This window comes from Enterobacter cloacae complex sp. P40C2, assembly GCF_014930695.1.
GTDB lineage: Bacteria > Pseudomonadota > Gammaproteobacteria > Enterobacterales > Enterobacteriaceae > Enterobacter > Enterobacter pasteurii.
Map to the genome: position 1 here is coordinate 63,639 of NZ_JADBRP010000010.1, position 15,272 is coordinate 78,910.

Consider the following 15,272-nt stretch of genomic DNA (forward strand, 5'->3'; position numbering starts at 1 on the left):
AAGAAAATGTTCGGAAAATTGACATTGGATGCGGTGCCGTACCATGAACCCATTATCATGGTTACGATTGCTGCAATTATCATTGGTGGCGCAGCCCTACTGGGCCTGATTACTTACTTCGGTAAGTGGAGCTACCTGTGGAATGAGTGGCTGACTTCGGTTGACCACAAAAAACTCGGCATCATGTACTGCATCGTCGGTATCGTCATGTTAATTCGTGGCTTTGCGGATGCGATCATGATGCGTAGCCAGCAGGCGCTCGCTTCTGCGGGTGAAGCAGGTTTCCTGCCGCCGCACCACTACGATCAGATCTTTACCGCCCACGGCGTTATCATGATCTTCTTCGTAGCAATGCCGCTGGTTATCGGTCTGATGAACGTTGTCGTTCCGCTGCAAATTGGCGCACGCGACGTTGCCTTCCCGTTCCTGAACAACCTGAGCTTCTGGTTCACCGTTGTTGGCGTTATCCTGGTTAACCTGTCGCTGGGCGTGGGCGAATTTGCTCAGACCGGCTGGCTGGCTTATCCACCGCTCTCGGGAATTGAGTACAGTCCGGGCGTAGGGGTCGATTACTGGATTTGGGCGCTTCAGCTCTCCGGTGTTGGTACCACCCTGACCGGTATCAACTTCTTCGTGACCATCCTGAAGATGCGTGCTCCTGGTATGACGATGTTCAAGATGCCGGTATTTACCTGGGCATCTCTGTGCGCCAACGTACTGATTATCGCGTCGTTCCCAATTCTGACCGTCACCATCGCGCTGCTGACCCTGGATCGTTATCTGGGCACCCATTTCTTCACGAATGATATGGGCGGCAACATGATGATGTACATCAACCTGATTTGGGCCTGGGGTCACCCGGAAGTGTACATCCTGGTTCTGCCAGTCTTCGGTGTATTCTCCGAAATCGCGGCAACCTTCTCGCGTAAACGCCTGTTTGGTTACACCTCACTGGTGTGGGCAACCGTGTGTATTACCGTTCTGTCGTTCATCGTCTGGCTGCACCACTTCTTCACCATGGGTGCGGGCGCGAACGTAAACGCCTTCTTCGGTATCACCACCATGATCATCGCCATCCCAACTGGGGTGAAGATCTTCAACTGGCTGTTCACCATGTACCAGGGCCGTATTCAGTTCCACTCAGCAATGCTGTGGACTATCGGCTTCATCGTTACCTTCTCCGTAGGTGGGATGACCGGCGTACTGCTGGCGGTACCGGGCGCTGACTTTGTACTGCACAACAGTCTGTTCCTGATTGCGCACTTCCATAACGTTATCATCGGCGGCGTCGTTTTCGGCTGCTTCGCGGGTGTGACCTACTGGTGGCCTAAGGCGTTTGGCTTCACGCTGAACGAAACCTGGGGTAAACGCGCCTTCTGGTTCTGGATTATCGGCTTCTTCGTGGCGTTTATGCCGCTGTACGTGCTGGGCTTCATGGGTATGACCCGTCGTCTGAGCCAGCAAATTGACCCGCAGTTCCACCCAATGCTGATGGTTGCAGCGGGCGGTGCGGTTCTGATTGCGTGCGGTATCGCGTCTCAGCTGATTCAGTTCTACGTTTCTATTCGCGACCGCGATCAGAACCGTGACCTGACCGGTGACCCATGGGGTGGCCGTACGCTGGAGTGGGCGACCTCTTCTCCACCTCCTTTCTATAACTTCGCCGTTGTGCCGCAGATCCATGAACGCGACGCATTCTGGGAAATGAAAGAAAAAGGTGAAGCGTACAAGCAACCTGAGCATTACGAAGAGATCCACATGCCGAAAAACAGCGCGGCGGGCATCGTCATTGCCGCTTTCGCAACGGTATTTGGTTTCGCAATGATCTGGCACATCTGGTGGATGGCGATTGTTGGCTTCGCTGGCGTCGTAATCAGCTGGATTGTGAAAAGCTTTGACGAGGACGTGGACTACTACGTACCAGTCCGTGAAGTTGAAAAGCTGGAAAATCAGCATTTCGACGAGATTTCTAAAGCGGGGCTGAAAAATGGCAACTGATACTCTGGCGCACTCAACTGCCCACGCGCATGAACATGCGCACCACGATGCAGGACCGAACAAAGTCTTCGGTTTCTGGATCTACCTGATGAGCGACTGCATCCTGTTCTGCTGTCTGTTCGCGACCTATGCCGTTCTGGTGAACGGCACAGCGGGCGGCCCGACCGGTAAGGACATTTTTGAGCTGCCGTTCGTTCTGGTTGAAACCGCACTGCTGTTATTCAGCTCCATCACCTACGGCATGGCGGCTATCGCCATGTACAAAAACAACAAGAGCCAGGTTGTCTCCTGGCTGGCGTTGACCTGGCTGTTTGGTGCTGGATTTATCGGGATGGAAATCTATGAATTCCATCACCTGATCGCGGAAGGTTTCGGTCCGGATCGCAGCGGCTTCCTGTCAGCGTTCTTCGCGCTGGTTGGTACCCACGGTCTGCACGTTACCTCGGGTCTGATCTGGATGGCAGTGCTGATGTTCCAGATCTCCCGTCGTGGCCTGACCAGTACTAACCGTACCCGTATCATGTGCCTGAGCCTGTTCTGGCACTTCCTTGACGTGGTATGGATCTGTGTGTTCTCTGTTGTCTATCTGATGGGGGCGATGTAATGAGTCATTCTAACGATCATGGCGCTTCCCACGGCAGCGTAAAAACCTACATGACAGGTTTCATCCTGTCGATCATCCTGACGGTGATCCCGTTCTGGATGGTGATGAGCGGTTCTGCATCCAAGCCGGTTATCCTGGGCGTAATCCTGGTAACCGCGGTGATTCAGATTCTGGTGCATCTGGTTTGCTTCCTGCACATGAACACCAAGTCCGATGAAGGCTGGAACATGACGGCCTTTATCTTTACCGTGATTATCATCGCTATCCTGGTAGTCGGTTCCATCTGGATTATGTGGAACCTCAACTACAACATGATGGTTCACTAAGAGCGGCGAGTATGTTTAAGCAATACCTGCAAGTCACGAAACCAGGCATCATCTTTGGCAACCTGATCTCCGTAATCGGAGGGTTCCTGCTGGCCTCTAAAGGCAGCATTGATTACACCCTCTTTATTTACACGCTGGTCGGTGTGTCACTGGTGGTTGCGTCCGGTTGTGTATTTAACAACTACATCGACATGGATATCGACAAGAAGATGGAAAGGACTAAAAATCGGGTGCTGGTTAAAGGCCTGATTGCCCCTTCCGTCTCGCTGGTGTACGCCACCTTGCTGGGTATTGCTGGCTTTATGCTGCTGTGGTTTGGTGCTAATCCGCTGGCCTGCTGGCTGGGGGTGATGGGGTTCGTGGTGTATGTAGGCGTCTACAGCCTGTATATGAAACGACACTCCGTCTACGGCACGCTGATTGGTTCTCTCTCCGGCGCTGCGCCGCCGGTGATTGGCTACTGCGCCGTCACGAACGAGTTCGACAGCGGTGCGCTCATCCTGCTGGCTATCTTTAGCCTGTGGCAGATGCCGCACTCCTACGCCATTGCGATTTTCCGCTTCAAGGATTATCAGGCGGCGAACATTCCGGTTCTGCCGGTCGTGAAAGGTATCTCGGTTGCCAAGAACCACATCACGCTGTACATCATCGCCTTTGCCGTGGCAACGCTGATGCTCTCTCTGGGCGGTTACGCCGGATATAAATATCTGGTAGTAGCGGCTGCGGTGAGCGTCTGGTGGCTCGGCATGGCCCTGCGCGGCTACAAAGTGGAGGATGACAAAGTCTGGGCACGTAAGCTGTTTGTGTTCTCGATTGTCGCCATCACTTCGCTGTCCGTGATGATGTCCGTAGACTTTATGGTGCCGGATTCACAAAACCTGCTGACTTACGTCTGGTAAGCCATAGCAAGGACATAAAGGGGTGCTTCGGCACCCTTTTTTATTCATGAAATCTATTAGTTACGCATGTAATATTTGTTAAATAACCCTTTATTTACCCCGCCCCTTCCCCGCACTACACTATGGCCTGCTTTTGAACTGAGGTGGTAATGAACGATTATAAAATGACGCCAGTCGAGCTGCGCGCGACATGGGGTTTAGGGACTGTTTTCTCGCTGCGGATGCTTGGCATGTTTATGGTCCTGCCTGTTCTGACCACGTACGGTATGGCGTTGCAGGGTGCCAGCGAAGCGCTGATTGGCCTGGCGATCGGTATCTACGGCCTGGCGCAGGCCATTTTCCAGATCCCCTTTGGTCTGCTCTCCGACCGCGTGGGCCGTAAGCCGCTGATCGTCGGCGGGCTGCTGGTATTTGTGCTCGGCAGCGTCATAGCCGCCCTCTCCCACTCCATCTGGGGCATTATTCTTGGCCGCGCCCTGCAGGGTTCCGGGGCCATTGCTGCCGCCGTGATGGCGCTTTTGTCAGACCTGACCCGCGAGCAAAACCGCACCAAAGCGATGGCGTTTATTGGCGTCAGCTTCGGTGTCACCTTCGCCATCGCCATGGTGCTTGGTCCGATTATTACCCATGCGCTCGGCCTGCACGCCCTGTTCTGGATGATTGCCGTCCTGGCGACCGTCGGGATCGCGCTTACGCTGTGGGTCGTGCCGGACAGTAAAAACCACGTCCTCAACCGCGAGTCCGGGATGGTCAAAGGCTGCTTCAGCAAAGTCATCGCCGAGCCGCGCCTGCTTAAGCTCAACTTCGGCATCATGTGCCTGCACATTCTGCTGATGTCGACCTTTGTCGCCCTGCCCGGCCAGCTTGCCGCTGCGGGATTTCCGGCGGCTGAGCACTGGAAAATTTATCTGGTGACCATGCTCATCTCGTTTGTTTCCGTCGTGCCGTTCATCATTTACGCCGAAGTGAAGCGCAGGATGAAGCGCGTCTTCGTGGGCTGCGTCGCGTTACTGCTGATTGCCGAGATTGTTTTGTGGGGCTCCGGCCCGCACTTCTGGGAGCTGATCGCAGGCGTACAGCTATTCTTCCTGGCGTTTAACCTGATGGAAGCCCTGCTGCCGTCGCTTATCAGCAAAGAGTCTCCGGCAGGATACAAAGGCACCGCGATGGGCATTTATTCCACCAGCCAGTTTCTCGGCGTGGCGATAGGCGGCGCTCTGGGAGGCTGGGTAGACGGCCTGTTTGATTCGCAAACCGTATTCCTGACGGGTGCGCTGCTGGCGATGGTCTGGCTGTTTGTGGCCAGCACCATGAAAGAGCCACGCTACGTGAGTAGCCTGCGGGTAGAAATTCCGGATGACGTAGAGGTTAGCGACGCCTTAAAACAGCGTCTGGAAACGACGGCGGGGGTGAGCGAGGTGCTGGTTGTTCCGGAAGAGCGCAGCGTTTACGTTAAAATTGACAGCAAGGTGACTAACCGCTTTGAAGTGGAGCAGGCGCTGAAGGCCTGAAAAAGCCCGGTAAAACCGGGCTTTTTAGTTTTAATCGCGGAAGTTTTTGAACTGGAAAGGCTGACCCAGATCGCCGCCGCGCACCAGCGCCATGACCGACTGGAGATCGTCGCGGGATTTCCCCGTCACGCGGATCTCTTCCCCCTGAATCTGCGCCTGCACCTTCAGCTTGCTGTCTTTGATGAGCTTAACGATTTTCTTCTGCACCGCGCTCTCAATGCCCTGCTTCAGCTTCGCTTCCACAAACCAGGTTTTGCCGCTGTGGACGAAATCTTCAGGCACATCGAGCGACGTGCCTTCAATGCCGCGCTTCAGCAGCTTGGCGCGCAGGATATCCAGCAGCTGGTTAACCTGGAAATCAGACTCGCTCAGCACCTTGATGGTCTTGTTCGCGTCGTTCAGCTCAATGGTCGCCTCTACGCCACGAAAATCGAAACGTGATTCAACCTCACGGATAGCATTATCTACGCCGTTACGCGCTTCCTGCAAATCAACTTCAGAAACAATATCGAAAGATGGCATCTTTTCTTCTCCCTTCATTTTTGTTGCGTTGCATAATACCTGCAACGAGGCATAACGAGAAGCTTAGCTGATGCCGCTATACTTAGCGTCATAGCACCTGGCGCAGTTCCGGGTGAGGAGGAACAATGAAAGTAACAGTGCTTGGATGCGGCGCACTTGGTCAACTCTGGCTTAGCGCGCTATGCAAACAGGGACATAGCGTTCAGGGCTGGCTGCGTATTCCCCAGCCCTATTGCAGCGTGAACGTGATTGGAACCGACGGTTCCATTTTTAACGAGTCTTTGACGGCAAACGATCCGGAATTTCTCGCCAGCAGCGACCTGCTGCTGGTTACGCTGAAGGCCTGGCAGGTTTCCGATGCGGTGAAAAGCCTTGCCGCTCAGCTGCGTGAGAGCACGCCCATCCTGCTGATCCACAACGGAATGGGTACCATTGAAGAGCTGAAAGCCGTCCGTCAGCCGCTGCTGACAGGCACCACTACCCACGCGGCGCGTCGTGACGGTAACGTCATCATTCATGTTGCCAGCGGCGTCACCCATATCGGCCCGGCGCGTGAACAGCACGGCGATTACAGCTACCTTGCGGATACCCTGCAAGGCACGTTGCCAGACGTCGCCTGGCACAATGCTATCCGCGCCGAACTTTGGCGCAAGCTGGCGGTAAACTGCGTGATTAACCCGCTTACCGCACTGTGGGATTGCCCCAACGGCGAGCTGCGCCATCATCCCGATGAGGTTGCACTGATTTGCCGGGAGGTCGCCGCCGTGATTGAACGCGAAGGCCACCACACCTCCGAGGACGATTTACGCTATTATATCGACCAGGTCATTGAGAGTACGGCAGAAAATATCTCCTCGATGTTGCAGGATATTCGGGCTTTGCGGCATACCGAAATTGATTACATCACCGGTTATCTGTTAAAGCGTGCCCGGGCACACGGTATTACCGTTGCGGAAAACAGCCGTCTGTTTGAGTTAGTAAAACGAAAGGAGAGTGAGTATGAGCGCATCGGCACTGGTATGCCTCGCCCCTGGTAGCGAAGAGACGGAAGCGGTTACTGCCATCGATCTGATGGTACGTGGCGGCATTAAGGTGACTACCGCCAGCGTCGCCAGCGACGGAAGTCTGGCGATTACCTGCTCGCGCGGGGTGAAGATCCTGGCGGATGCACCGCTTGTACAGGTAGCGGACGGTGATTACGACATTATCGTTCTGCCGGGTGGCCTGAAGGGTGCAGAGTGTTTTCGCGACAGCCCGCTGCTGGTTGAAACCGTTCGCCAGTTTCACCTTTCCGGCCGCATCGTCGCGGCCATTTGCGCTGCCGCAGGTACGGTGCTGGTTCCGCACGACATTTTCCCCATCGGCAATATGACCGGTTTCCCTGGGCTAAAGGACACGATCCCGGAAGACCAGTGGGTAGATAAGCGTGTGGTCTGGGATCCGCGCGTTAACCTGCTCACCAGCCAGGGACCAGGCACCGCCATTGATTTTGGCTTAAAGATTATTGACCTGCTGGTCGGGCGCGAGAAAGCGTACGAGGTGGCGTCATCGTTAGTGATGGCGGCGGGTATTTATAATTATTACGAATGAAGCAAAACGGCAACCGCACAGGTTGCCGTTTTTAATGTTTGCGCCCTCTTCCCGTGGGAGAGGGTCGGGGTGAGGGCATCAGGCCGCACTCCCCGACAATGAACTACGGGCGATACACCTTCACATTCGCAAAGCCCTGCTCGCGCAGATACAGCGCCTGTAAGCGGCTCATCACACCGCGCTCGCACCACAGCAGATACGTTTTGCTCTGGTCGAGGTCGCCAAATTTGGTGCTCAGCTTGTAGAACGGCAGAGAAACCACCTCCACGCCATCCACCTGCAGCGGTTTGTCATCCTGCTCATCAACAGAGCGAATATCCAGAATCGCATCGTTAGCGCCGAAGCCGCTGACGGTTTCCACCTCAACCACGTCCTGCTCGGTCTGCTGGGCAATCTCGCGGATGTCGATGTTGGTCGCTTCCGCCACCACGTTGTCCAGGATGCTGAAATCGAAGTTCTCTTCTTCCGCTTCGATCTTCGCCTTCACCGCTTTCACGGTCGGGCTTTTTGAGATCACGCCGCAGTATTCCGGCATGGTGCGGGCAAAATCTTCGGTACCGATTTCTCGGGCCAGATCGATGATGTGCTCTTTATCGTGAGAAATCAGCGGACGCAGGATCAGGGTATCGGACACGTTGTCGATAAGACGCAGGTTGGTCAGCGTCTGGCTGGAGACCTGGCCCAGCGCTTCGCCGGTGACCAGCGCCTGCACGCCGTAGCGCTCGGCCACTTTGGATGCCGCGCGCACCATCATACGCTTGAGGATGACGCCCATCTGGCCGTCATCCACTTTTTCGAGGATTTCGCCCACCACCGGCTCAAAGTTAATTGCCACAAAACGCACGCGGTGGGAGCTACCGAAGCGGTTCCACAGGTAATGCGCCACCTGACGAACGCCGATTTCATGCGCCGCGCCGCCCAGGTTGAAGAAGCAGTAGTGCACGCGACAGCCGCGACGCATCAGCATATAGCTGGAGACGCCGGAGTCGAACCCGCCGGAGATCAGCGACAGCACATCTTCCTGCGTGCCGATTGGGAAACCGCCAATACCCTCGTAGCGGCCTTTTACCAGCAGCAGACGATCGTTTTCGATCTCAAGATGAACGGTCACGTCCGGATTCGTCAGACGCACGCGCGCCGTCTCAACGTGCTGGTTCAGACCGCCGCCGACGTAGCGCTCGACTTCAATCGAGCTAAACTCATGCTTACCGCGACGCTTCACGCGCACGCAGAAGGTTTTGCCTTCGATTTGGTCGCGGTACTGCACCAGCGCTTTTTCGAAGATGTCATGCATATCGGTGAACGGAACATCTTCCACTTCCAGGATATGGTGAATGCCCGGGATACGGGTCAGCGCGTCGCGGATATCCTGACGTTTGTTTTCGTCTTTCGCGCGGACTTCAACGTGGTCCCAGTGGCGCACCACGGCGAGGGTGTCGTCGTAGTGTTTTAATACGTTACGGATGTTCCCGGTGAGAATTTTAATAAAGCGCAAACGCACAGATTGGCTTTTGATGGTGATTTCAGGGAACAATTTAATGATAAACTTCATGGCGGCAATGTTTCTTAGGCAAGCGGTTGGGCTTGTAATGGAAAAGTACAGCAGCCCCTATAACCGAAGACTGCTTCCAGGCGCGCAAGTATACCACCATCGCGCGGCTCCTGTGCACATTGCGCGTTATTTGATAATTGCCCCGAGTCCGTTACCATGGCGGGGCTAAAAGATAAGAGTCAATTCACTATGCCGAAGAAGAACGACGCACCGGCCAGTTTCGAAACTGCGCTGAGTGAGCTTGAGCAGATTGTTACCCGCCTTGAGAGCGGCGATTTACCGCTGGAAGAGGCGCTAAACGAATTTGAACGCGGCGTGCAGCTAGCGCGCCAGGGGCAGGTAAAACTCCAGCAGGCCGAGCAGCGCGTGCAGATCCTGCTTTCCGACAGCGAAGACGCTAAAACCACGCCATTCACACCGGACGCCGAGTAAATGGATTTTGCCAACGCGCTTCAGGCGCGCGTCGCTCGCGCCAACGACGCCCTGCGCCGTTTTATTGAGCCGCAGCCTTTTCAGAACACTCCACTGGTTGAAGCCATGCACTATGGCGCACTCTTGGGTGGTAAACGTCTGCGCCCGTTCCTCGTCTATGCCACGGGCAATATGTTCGGCATCAGCGATAACACGCTGGACGCCCCGGCAGCCGCCGTGGAGTGCATCCATGCCTACTCGCTGATCCATGACGATTTGCCGGCCATGGACGATGACGATTTGCGTCGCGGTCAGCCGACCTGCCATATCAAATTTGGCGAAGCGAATGCGATTCTGGCGGGTGATGCCCTGCAAACCCTGGCCTTCTCGATTCTGAGCGATGCGCCAATGGTTGAGGTAAGCGACTGTGACCGTCTGGCGATGGTGTCCGAACTGGCCATGGCCAGCGGCGTCGCCGGCATGTGCGGCGGTCAGGCGCTGGATTTAGAGGCTGAAGGTCGTCAGGTTAATCTGGAACAGCTGGAGCGTATTCACCGTCATAAAACGGGCGCACTGATTCGTGCAGCCGTTCGCCTGGGCGCACTGAGCGCGGGTGAACGCGGGCGGAAAGCCCTGCCGATTCTGGACAGATACGCAGAAAGTATCGGTCTGGCATTCCAGGTTCAGGATGACATTCTGGATGTGGTGGGCGATACTGCAACATTGGGAAAACGTCAGGGTGCGGATCAGCAGCTTGGCAAAAGTACCTACCCCGCCCTGCTGGGCCTTGAGCATGCCCAACGTAAAGCCCGGGATCTGATTGACGATGCCCGCCGCTCGCTGAACGAGCTGGCCGCGCAATCGCTGGATACCTCGGCACTGGAAGCGCTAGCGGACTACATAATCCAGCGTGATAAATAAACTATATATCTCGATGAGCCTTTGATGAGTTTTGATATTGCCAAATACCCGACACTGGCGTTAGTTGACTCCACTCAGGAGTTACGTCTGTTGCCGAAAGAGAGTCTGCCGAAGCTGTGTGACGAGCTGCGTCGCTACCTGCTCGACAGCGTCAGCCGCTCCAGCGGCCACTTCGCCTCCGGACTTGGCACGGTTGAGCTGACCGTGGCGTTGCATTACGTCTATAACACGCCGTTCGATCAGCTAATCTGGGATGTGGGCCACCAGGCCTACCCGCACAAAATTCTGACCGGCCGTCGCGATAAAATTGGCACCATTCGCCAGAAAGGTGGCCTGCACCCGTTCCCGTGGCGCGGCGAGAGCGAATATGACGTGCTCAGCGTCGGCCACTCCTCTACGTCCATTTCGGCGGGTATCGGTATTGCCGTTGCCGCCGAAAAAGAAAATAAGCAGCGCCGCACGGTCTGCGTGATTGGCGACGGAGCGATCACCGCCGGGATGGCTTTTGAAGCCATGAACCACGCGGGCGATATCAAGCCGGACATGCTGGTTATCCTCAACGATAACGAAATGTCTATCTCCGAGAACGTCGGCGCGCTGAACAACCACCTGGCGCAGCTGCTTTCCGGCAAGCTTTACTCCTCGCTGCGGGAAGGCGGTAAAAAAGTTTTCTCCGGCGTGCCGCCGATTAAAGAGCTGCTCAAGCGTACCGAAGAACACATCAAAGGCATGGTCGTGCCGGGTACGCTTTTTGAAGAGCTGGGCTTTAACTATATTGGCCCGGTTGACGGCCACGACGTGCTGGGGCTGGTGACGACGCTTAAGAACATGCGCGACCTGAAAGGCCCACAGTTCCTGCACATCATGACCAAAAAGGGGCGTGGCTACGAGCCGGCGGAAAAAGATCCGATCACGTTCCACGCGGTACCAAAATTCGACCATACCAGCGGCTGTCTGCCGAAAAGCAGCGGCGGCATGCCGAGCTATTCAAAAATCTTCGGCGACTGGCTGTGCGAAACGGCGGCGAAAGACAACAAGCTGATGGCGGTCACACCCGCCATGCGCGAAGGCTCCGGCATGGTGGAGTTTTCCAAAAAATACCCGGATCAGTACTTCGACGTTGCGATTGCCGAGCAGCATGCGGTCACCTTCGCGGCGGGCCTGGCGATTGGCGGATACAAACCGGTGGTGGCGATTTACTCCACGTTCCTGCAGCGCGCCTACGATCAGGTTATCCATGACGTTGCCATTCAGAAGCTGCCGGTGCTGTTTGCTATCGATCGTGCGGGCATCGTGGGGGCTGACGGCCAGACGCACCAGGGGGCGTTTGACCTCTCCTTCCTGCGCTGCATCCCGGATATGATTATCATGACGCCAAGCGACGAGAACGAGTGTCGTCAGATGCTCTTTACCGGCTACCACTATCAGGACGGACCCTGCGCGGTGCGTTACCCGCGCGGCAATGCCCTGGGCGTTGAGCTTAAGCCGCTGGAAAAGCTGGACATCGGTAAAGGTCTGGTGAAGCGCCGCGGCGAAAAAGTGGCGATTTTGAATTTTGGCACGCTGATGCCTGAAGCGGCAAAAGCCGCTGAAGCCATGAATGCGACGCTGGTCGATATGCGCTTTGTGAAGCCGCTCGATGAATCGCTTATCCTGAGCATGGCGGAAAGCCACGACGTGCTGGTTACGCTGGAAGAGAACGCCATCATCGGTGGCGCGGGCAGCGGCGTTAACGAGGTGCTGATGGCGAACCGTAAGCTGGTTCCGGTGCTGAACCTCGGCCTGCCGGACCACTTCATCCCGCAAGGCACTCAGGACGAGGCGCGCGCGGACATTGGTCTGGATGCCGCCGGTATTGAAGCCAGAATCCGCAGCTGGCTGGCCTGATCCCTCCCCTTTTCTGCTCCTGCTATGCTTAAACGTATTGTTTAAACAGCAGGAGCGGAACCATGCAATACACGACATTAGGAAAAACGGACCTCAGGGTGTCCCGGCTTTGCCTGGGCTGCATGACGTTTGGCGAGCCTGATCGGGGAAACCACGCCTGGACGCTGCCGGAAGAGAGCAGCCGTCCCATCATCAAACGCGCCATTGACGGCGGCATTAACTTCTTTGATACCGCCAACAGCTACTCCGACGGCAGCAGCGAAGAGATCGTGGGCCGCGCCCTGCGGGATTTTGCCCGTCGGGATGAGGTAGTGGTCGCCACCAAGGTGTACTATCCGGTGGGCGACCTGGCCGAAGGCCTTTCGCGCGCGCAGATCCTGCGCTCCATTGATGACAGCCTCAGACGCCTGAACATGGATTACGTTGACCTGCTGCAAATCCACCGCTGGGACTACAACACCCCGATTGAAGAGACGCTTGAGGCGCTGAACGACGTCGTGAAGGCCGGTAAAGCGCGCTACATTGGCGCGTCGTCTATGCACGCGTCGCAGTTCGCTCAGGCGCTCGATCTCCAGGCGCAGCACGGCTGGGCACGCTTTGTCACCATGCAGGATCACTACAACCTACTCTATCGCGAAGAAGAGCGCGAGATGCTGCCGCTCTGCTATCAGGAAGGCGTGGCGGTGATCCCGTGGAGCCCGCTGGCGCGCGGGCGTTTAACCCGCCCGTGGGGGGAGACCACGGCCCGCCTGGTGTCGGATGAAGTGGGGAAAAATCTGTACGACGCTACCGAAGCCAGCGATGCGCTAATTGCCGAACGCGTGGCCGGGATCGCCGACGATACCGGAGCAACCCGCGCCCAGGTGGCGCTGGCGTGGCTGCTGAGCAAGCGCGGCGTCGCCGCGCCGATCGTGGGTACATCGCGGGAAGAACAGCTGGATGAGCTGCTGAGCGCGGTGGATTTATCGCTGACGCCGGAGCAGATTGCCGAGCTGGAGACGCCGTACCAGCAGCATCCGGTGGTGGGGTTTAAGTAAGCAAACGCCGGGTAGCGCAGCGCTTACCCGGCGCTCAAAACATTCAGCCGAAGTGGTCGTACCCTTTCCAGTCGAGCGTAACCGGCGCGCCCTCACGGACAAACTGCAAACCTTCACTCTCCGGCATCACCTGCCCGATGCAGGTAAATTTCGCGCCCAGATGCGCTAACGCCACATCCAGCGTTCCGCGGTTCAGTTCGGGCACGGTGAAGCACAGCTCGTAATCTTCTCCGCCGGATAGCCCCCAGCGCAGCGCCTGTTCAGGCTCTGCATGGCGCAGCAGCTGCTCTGACAGCGGGAACAGGTCCAGATCGATACGCGCCCCCACGCCGCTGGCCTTGAGGATGTGGCCGAGATCGGAGATCAGCCCGTCAGACAGATCGATAGCCGAGCTGGCGCGCTCGCGCAGCGCCTGACCGTGCAGAATACGCGGCGTTGGCCGCAGGTGGCGCTTCACCAGGTATGCTGCATCGTCGGCGTCGTTAACCTTCAGGCGGTCCTGGAGGATCGCCAGCCCCGCCGCGCTGTCCCCCGGCGTACCGGTCACGTAGATCCAGTCACCCGGTTTTGCACCCGAGCGCTTCAGCGCACGTCCCACCGGCACGTAGCCGTGGATCGCCAGGGTCATCGACAGCGGACCAGCCGTGGTATCACCGCCAATCAGCTGCATATCGTAATAGTTCAGCTGCTCAAACAGCGCATCGCTAAAGGCTTCAAGCCAGGCTTCATCCACCTCTGGCAGCGTCAGGGCCAGCGTCAGCCAGGCGGGATCGGCGCCCATTGCCGCCAGATCGCTGACGTTAACCGCCAGCGCTTTATACGCCAGATCGGCAGGAGCGATATCAGGTAAAAAATGACGTCCGCACACTAAGGTGTCGGTGCTGATTGCCAGCGTCTGTTTTTCGGGAACATTGAGAAGTGCACAGTCATCGCCAATGCCGGTTTCAACATCAAGACGAGAGGTTCTGACACGGTCGAAATAACGGGCAATCAGGGAGAATTCGCCGCATGCCATACGTTATGCCTCAGCAAATAAAATAAAAAACCGGAGCCGCACTGCCCGTCAGGCAATGCAGGACTCCGGTTTGCGGATCACTTTTTGTGGGGACGGATCGCAGGTGCGGCTTTATCCAGCACGCCGTTAACAAATTTGTGGCTGTCTTCAGCGCCGAAGGTTTTCGCCAGCTCGATCGCTTCGTTGATGGCTACCTTGTACGGCACATCATCACGTTTTGACAGCTCAAACAGCGCGATACGCAACACTGCCTTTTCCACCTGACCCAGCTCTTCCAGCAGGCGGGACAGGTATGGCTTCATCAGACCATCGAGATACGCGCTATTAGTCGCCACTCCCGACAGCAGTTCACGGAAGTACAGAACGTCAACGTCTTTCACGTCCTGTTCTGACAGGAACTGGTATTCAACATCAGCGATGTCGTTCTGGGACAACTGCCAGGAGTAAAGTGCCTGAACGGCACATTCACGGGCGCGGCGACGAGCAGCAGGTTTCACGGAATTCCCCTTACAAAAAATCAGGCCTTAATGGCTTTCAATACATTGATCATTTCAAGCGCGGTCAGTGCAGCTTCTGCACCTTTGTTACCGGCTTTGGTGCCAGCACGTTCGATGGCTTGTTCAATACTTTCGGTAGTCAGCACGCCGAACGCGACAGGAATTTCAGCATCCTGTGCAACGTGTGCCAGACCATTGCTTGCACCGCCCGCAACGTACTCGAAGTGCGCAGTGCCGCCACGAATAACGGTACCCAGCGCAATCACGGCGTCGTATTTACCGGTTTTCGCCAGCGCGCCTGCTGCCAGTGGCAGTTCGTATGCACCTGGAACCCAAACAACGGTAATGTTGTCATCTTTAACCTGGCCGATACGTTTCAGGGCGTCAACCGCACCTTCCAGCAGGCTGTCGTTGATGAAGTTGTTGAAACGCGCAATGGTGATGGCGACGCGAGCGTCCGGGGTAGCTACAGCAGCTTCAATAATGTTCATACTCTTCCTTT

General features: G+C 56.4%; 16 protein-coding genes. 11 read left to right on the forward strand and 5 right to left on the reverse strand.

The features are described from left to right. Positions 1–6: 6 nt before the first annotated feature. The 5 genes from cyoB (at position 7) to IM304_RS16950 (ending at position 5,338) form a co-directional block, all read left to right on the forward strand. Positions 7–1,998 carry a cytochrome o ubiquinol oxidase subunit I gene (gene cyoB, locus IM304_RS16930; RefSeq protein WP_148420280.1) on the forward strand — a complete coding sequence of 664 codons (1,992 nt, stop codon included), beginning with the start codon at positions 7–9 and terminating at the stop codon, positions 1,996–1,998. Further along, positions 1,988–2,602, forward strand: a complete 615-nt coding sequence (locus IM304_RS16935) for a cytochrome o ubiquinol oxidase subunit III (protein ID WP_063451697.1) — start codon at positions 1,988–1,990, stop codon at positions 2,600–2,602. The genes cyoB and IM304_RS16935 overlap by 11 nt, the downstream gene beginning before the upstream one ends. Then, entirely contained in the window at positions 2,602–2,928 is a 327-nt protein-coding gene (locus IM304_RS16940) for a cytochrome o ubiquinol oxidase subunit IV (protein WP_176611050.1), read from the forward strand. The genes IM304_RS16935 and IM304_RS16940 overlap by 1 nt, the downstream gene beginning before the upstream one ends. A gap of 11 nt (positions 2,929–2,939) precedes the next feature. Next, complete coding sequence (gene cyoE / locus IM304_RS16945) at positions 2,940–3,827, forward strand: heme o synthase (protein WP_003859062.1); 888 nt, start codon at positions 2,940–2,942, stop codon at positions 3,825–3,827. A gap of 149 nt (positions 3,828–3,976) precedes the next feature. Continuing rightward, positions 3,977–5,338, forward strand: a complete 1,362-nt coding sequence (locus IM304_RS16950; RefSeq protein ID WP_193355672.1) for an MFS transporter — start codon at positions 3,977–3,979, stop codon at positions 5,336–5,338. 30 nt (positions 5,339–5,368) lie between these two features. On the opposite strand, the gene IM304_RS16955 is transcribed toward IM304_RS16950, so the two are convergent. After that, a complete protein-coding gene (locus tag IM304_RS16955; RefSeq protein ID WP_022647233.1) occupies positions 5,369–5,860 on the reverse strand; it encodes a YajQ family cyclic di-GMP-binding protein in 492 nt (163 codons plus the stop codon). Positions 5,861–5,985: 125 nt separating this feature from the next. On the opposite strand from IM304_RS16955, the gene panE reads away from it, so the two are divergent. Both panE and yajL read left to right on the forward strand, forming a co-directional pair. Continuing rightward, positions 5,986–6,897: a 2-dehydropantoate 2-reductase gene (gene panE / locus IM304_RS16960; protein WP_193355673.1), complete on the forward strand. Its 912-nt coding sequence runs from the start codon at positions 5,986–5,988 to the stop codon at positions 6,895–6,897. Continuing rightward, positions 6,860–7,450, forward strand: a complete 591-nt coding sequence (gene yajL / locus IM304_RS16965) for a protein deglycase YajL (RefSeq protein WP_176611053.1) — start codon at positions 6,860–6,862, stop codon at positions 7,448–7,450. The genes panE and yajL overlap by 38 nt, the downstream gene beginning before the upstream one ends. Before the next feature lie 103 nt (positions 7,451–7,553). Here the strand turns inward: yajL and thiI are convergent, their stop codons facing one another. Continuing rightward, positions 7,554–9,002 (reverse strand): tRNA uracil 4-sulfurtransferase ThiI, encoded by a 1,449-nt coding sequence (gene thiI, locus IM304_RS16970; protein ID WP_193355674.1) that lies wholly within the window; start codon positions 9,000–9,002, stop codon positions 7,554–7,556. A 189-nt stretch (positions 9,003–9,191) separates the two neighbouring features. Between thiI and xseB the strand changes: the two genes are divergently transcribed. From xseB to IM304_RS16990, 4 genes are all read left to right on the forward strand, one after another. Continuing rightward, positions 9,192–9,434, forward strand: a complete 243-nt coding sequence (xseB, locus tag IM304_RS16975) for an exodeoxyribonuclease VII small subunit (RefSeq protein ID WP_008503331.1) — start codon at positions 9,192–9,194, stop codon at positions 9,432–9,434. Further along, complete coding sequence (ispA, locus tag IM304_RS16980; protein ID WP_193355675.1) at positions 9,435–10,334, forward strand: (2E,6E)-farnesyl diphosphate synthase; 900 nt, start codon at positions 9,435–9,437, stop codon at positions 10,332–10,334. A 24-nt stretch (positions 10,335–10,358) separates the two neighbouring features. Then, positions 10,359–12,221: a 1-deoxy-D-xylulose-5-phosphate synthase gene (gene dxs / locus IM304_RS16985; RefSeq protein WP_193355676.1), complete on the forward strand. Its 1,863-nt coding sequence runs from the start codon at positions 10,359–10,361 to the stop codon at positions 12,219–12,221. Positions 12,222–12,283: 62 nt separating this feature from the next. Further along, entirely contained in the window at positions 12,284–13,258 is a 975-nt protein-coding gene (locus tag IM304_RS16990) for an aldo/keto reductase (RefSeq protein WP_148420270.1), read from the forward strand. 43 nt (positions 13,259–13,301) lie between these two features. Here IM304_RS16990 and thiL read toward each other — a convergent pair whose 3' ends face one another. From thiL to ribE, 3 genes are all read right to left on the reverse strand, one after another. Next, positions 13,302–14,273 (reverse strand): thiamine-phosphate kinase, encoded by a 972-nt coding sequence (thiL, locus tag IM304_RS16995; protein ID WP_193355677.1) that lies wholly within the window; start codon positions 14,271–14,273, stop codon positions 13,302–13,304. A 77-nt stretch (positions 14,274–14,350) separates the two neighbouring features. Beyond that, a complete protein-coding gene (gene nusB, locus IM304_RS17000) occupies positions 14,351–14,770 on the reverse strand; it encodes a transcription antitermination factor NusB (protein ID WP_006809908.1) in 420 nt (139 codons plus the stop codon). Positions 14,771–14,790: 20 nt separating this feature from the next. Continuing rightward, complete coding sequence (gene ribE / locus IM304_RS17005) at positions 14,791–15,261, reverse strand: 6,7-dimethyl-8-ribityllumazine synthase (protein WP_003859098.1); 471 nt, start codon at positions 15,259–15,261, stop codon at positions 14,791–14,793. Positions 15,262–15,272 lie beyond the last annotated feature (11 nt).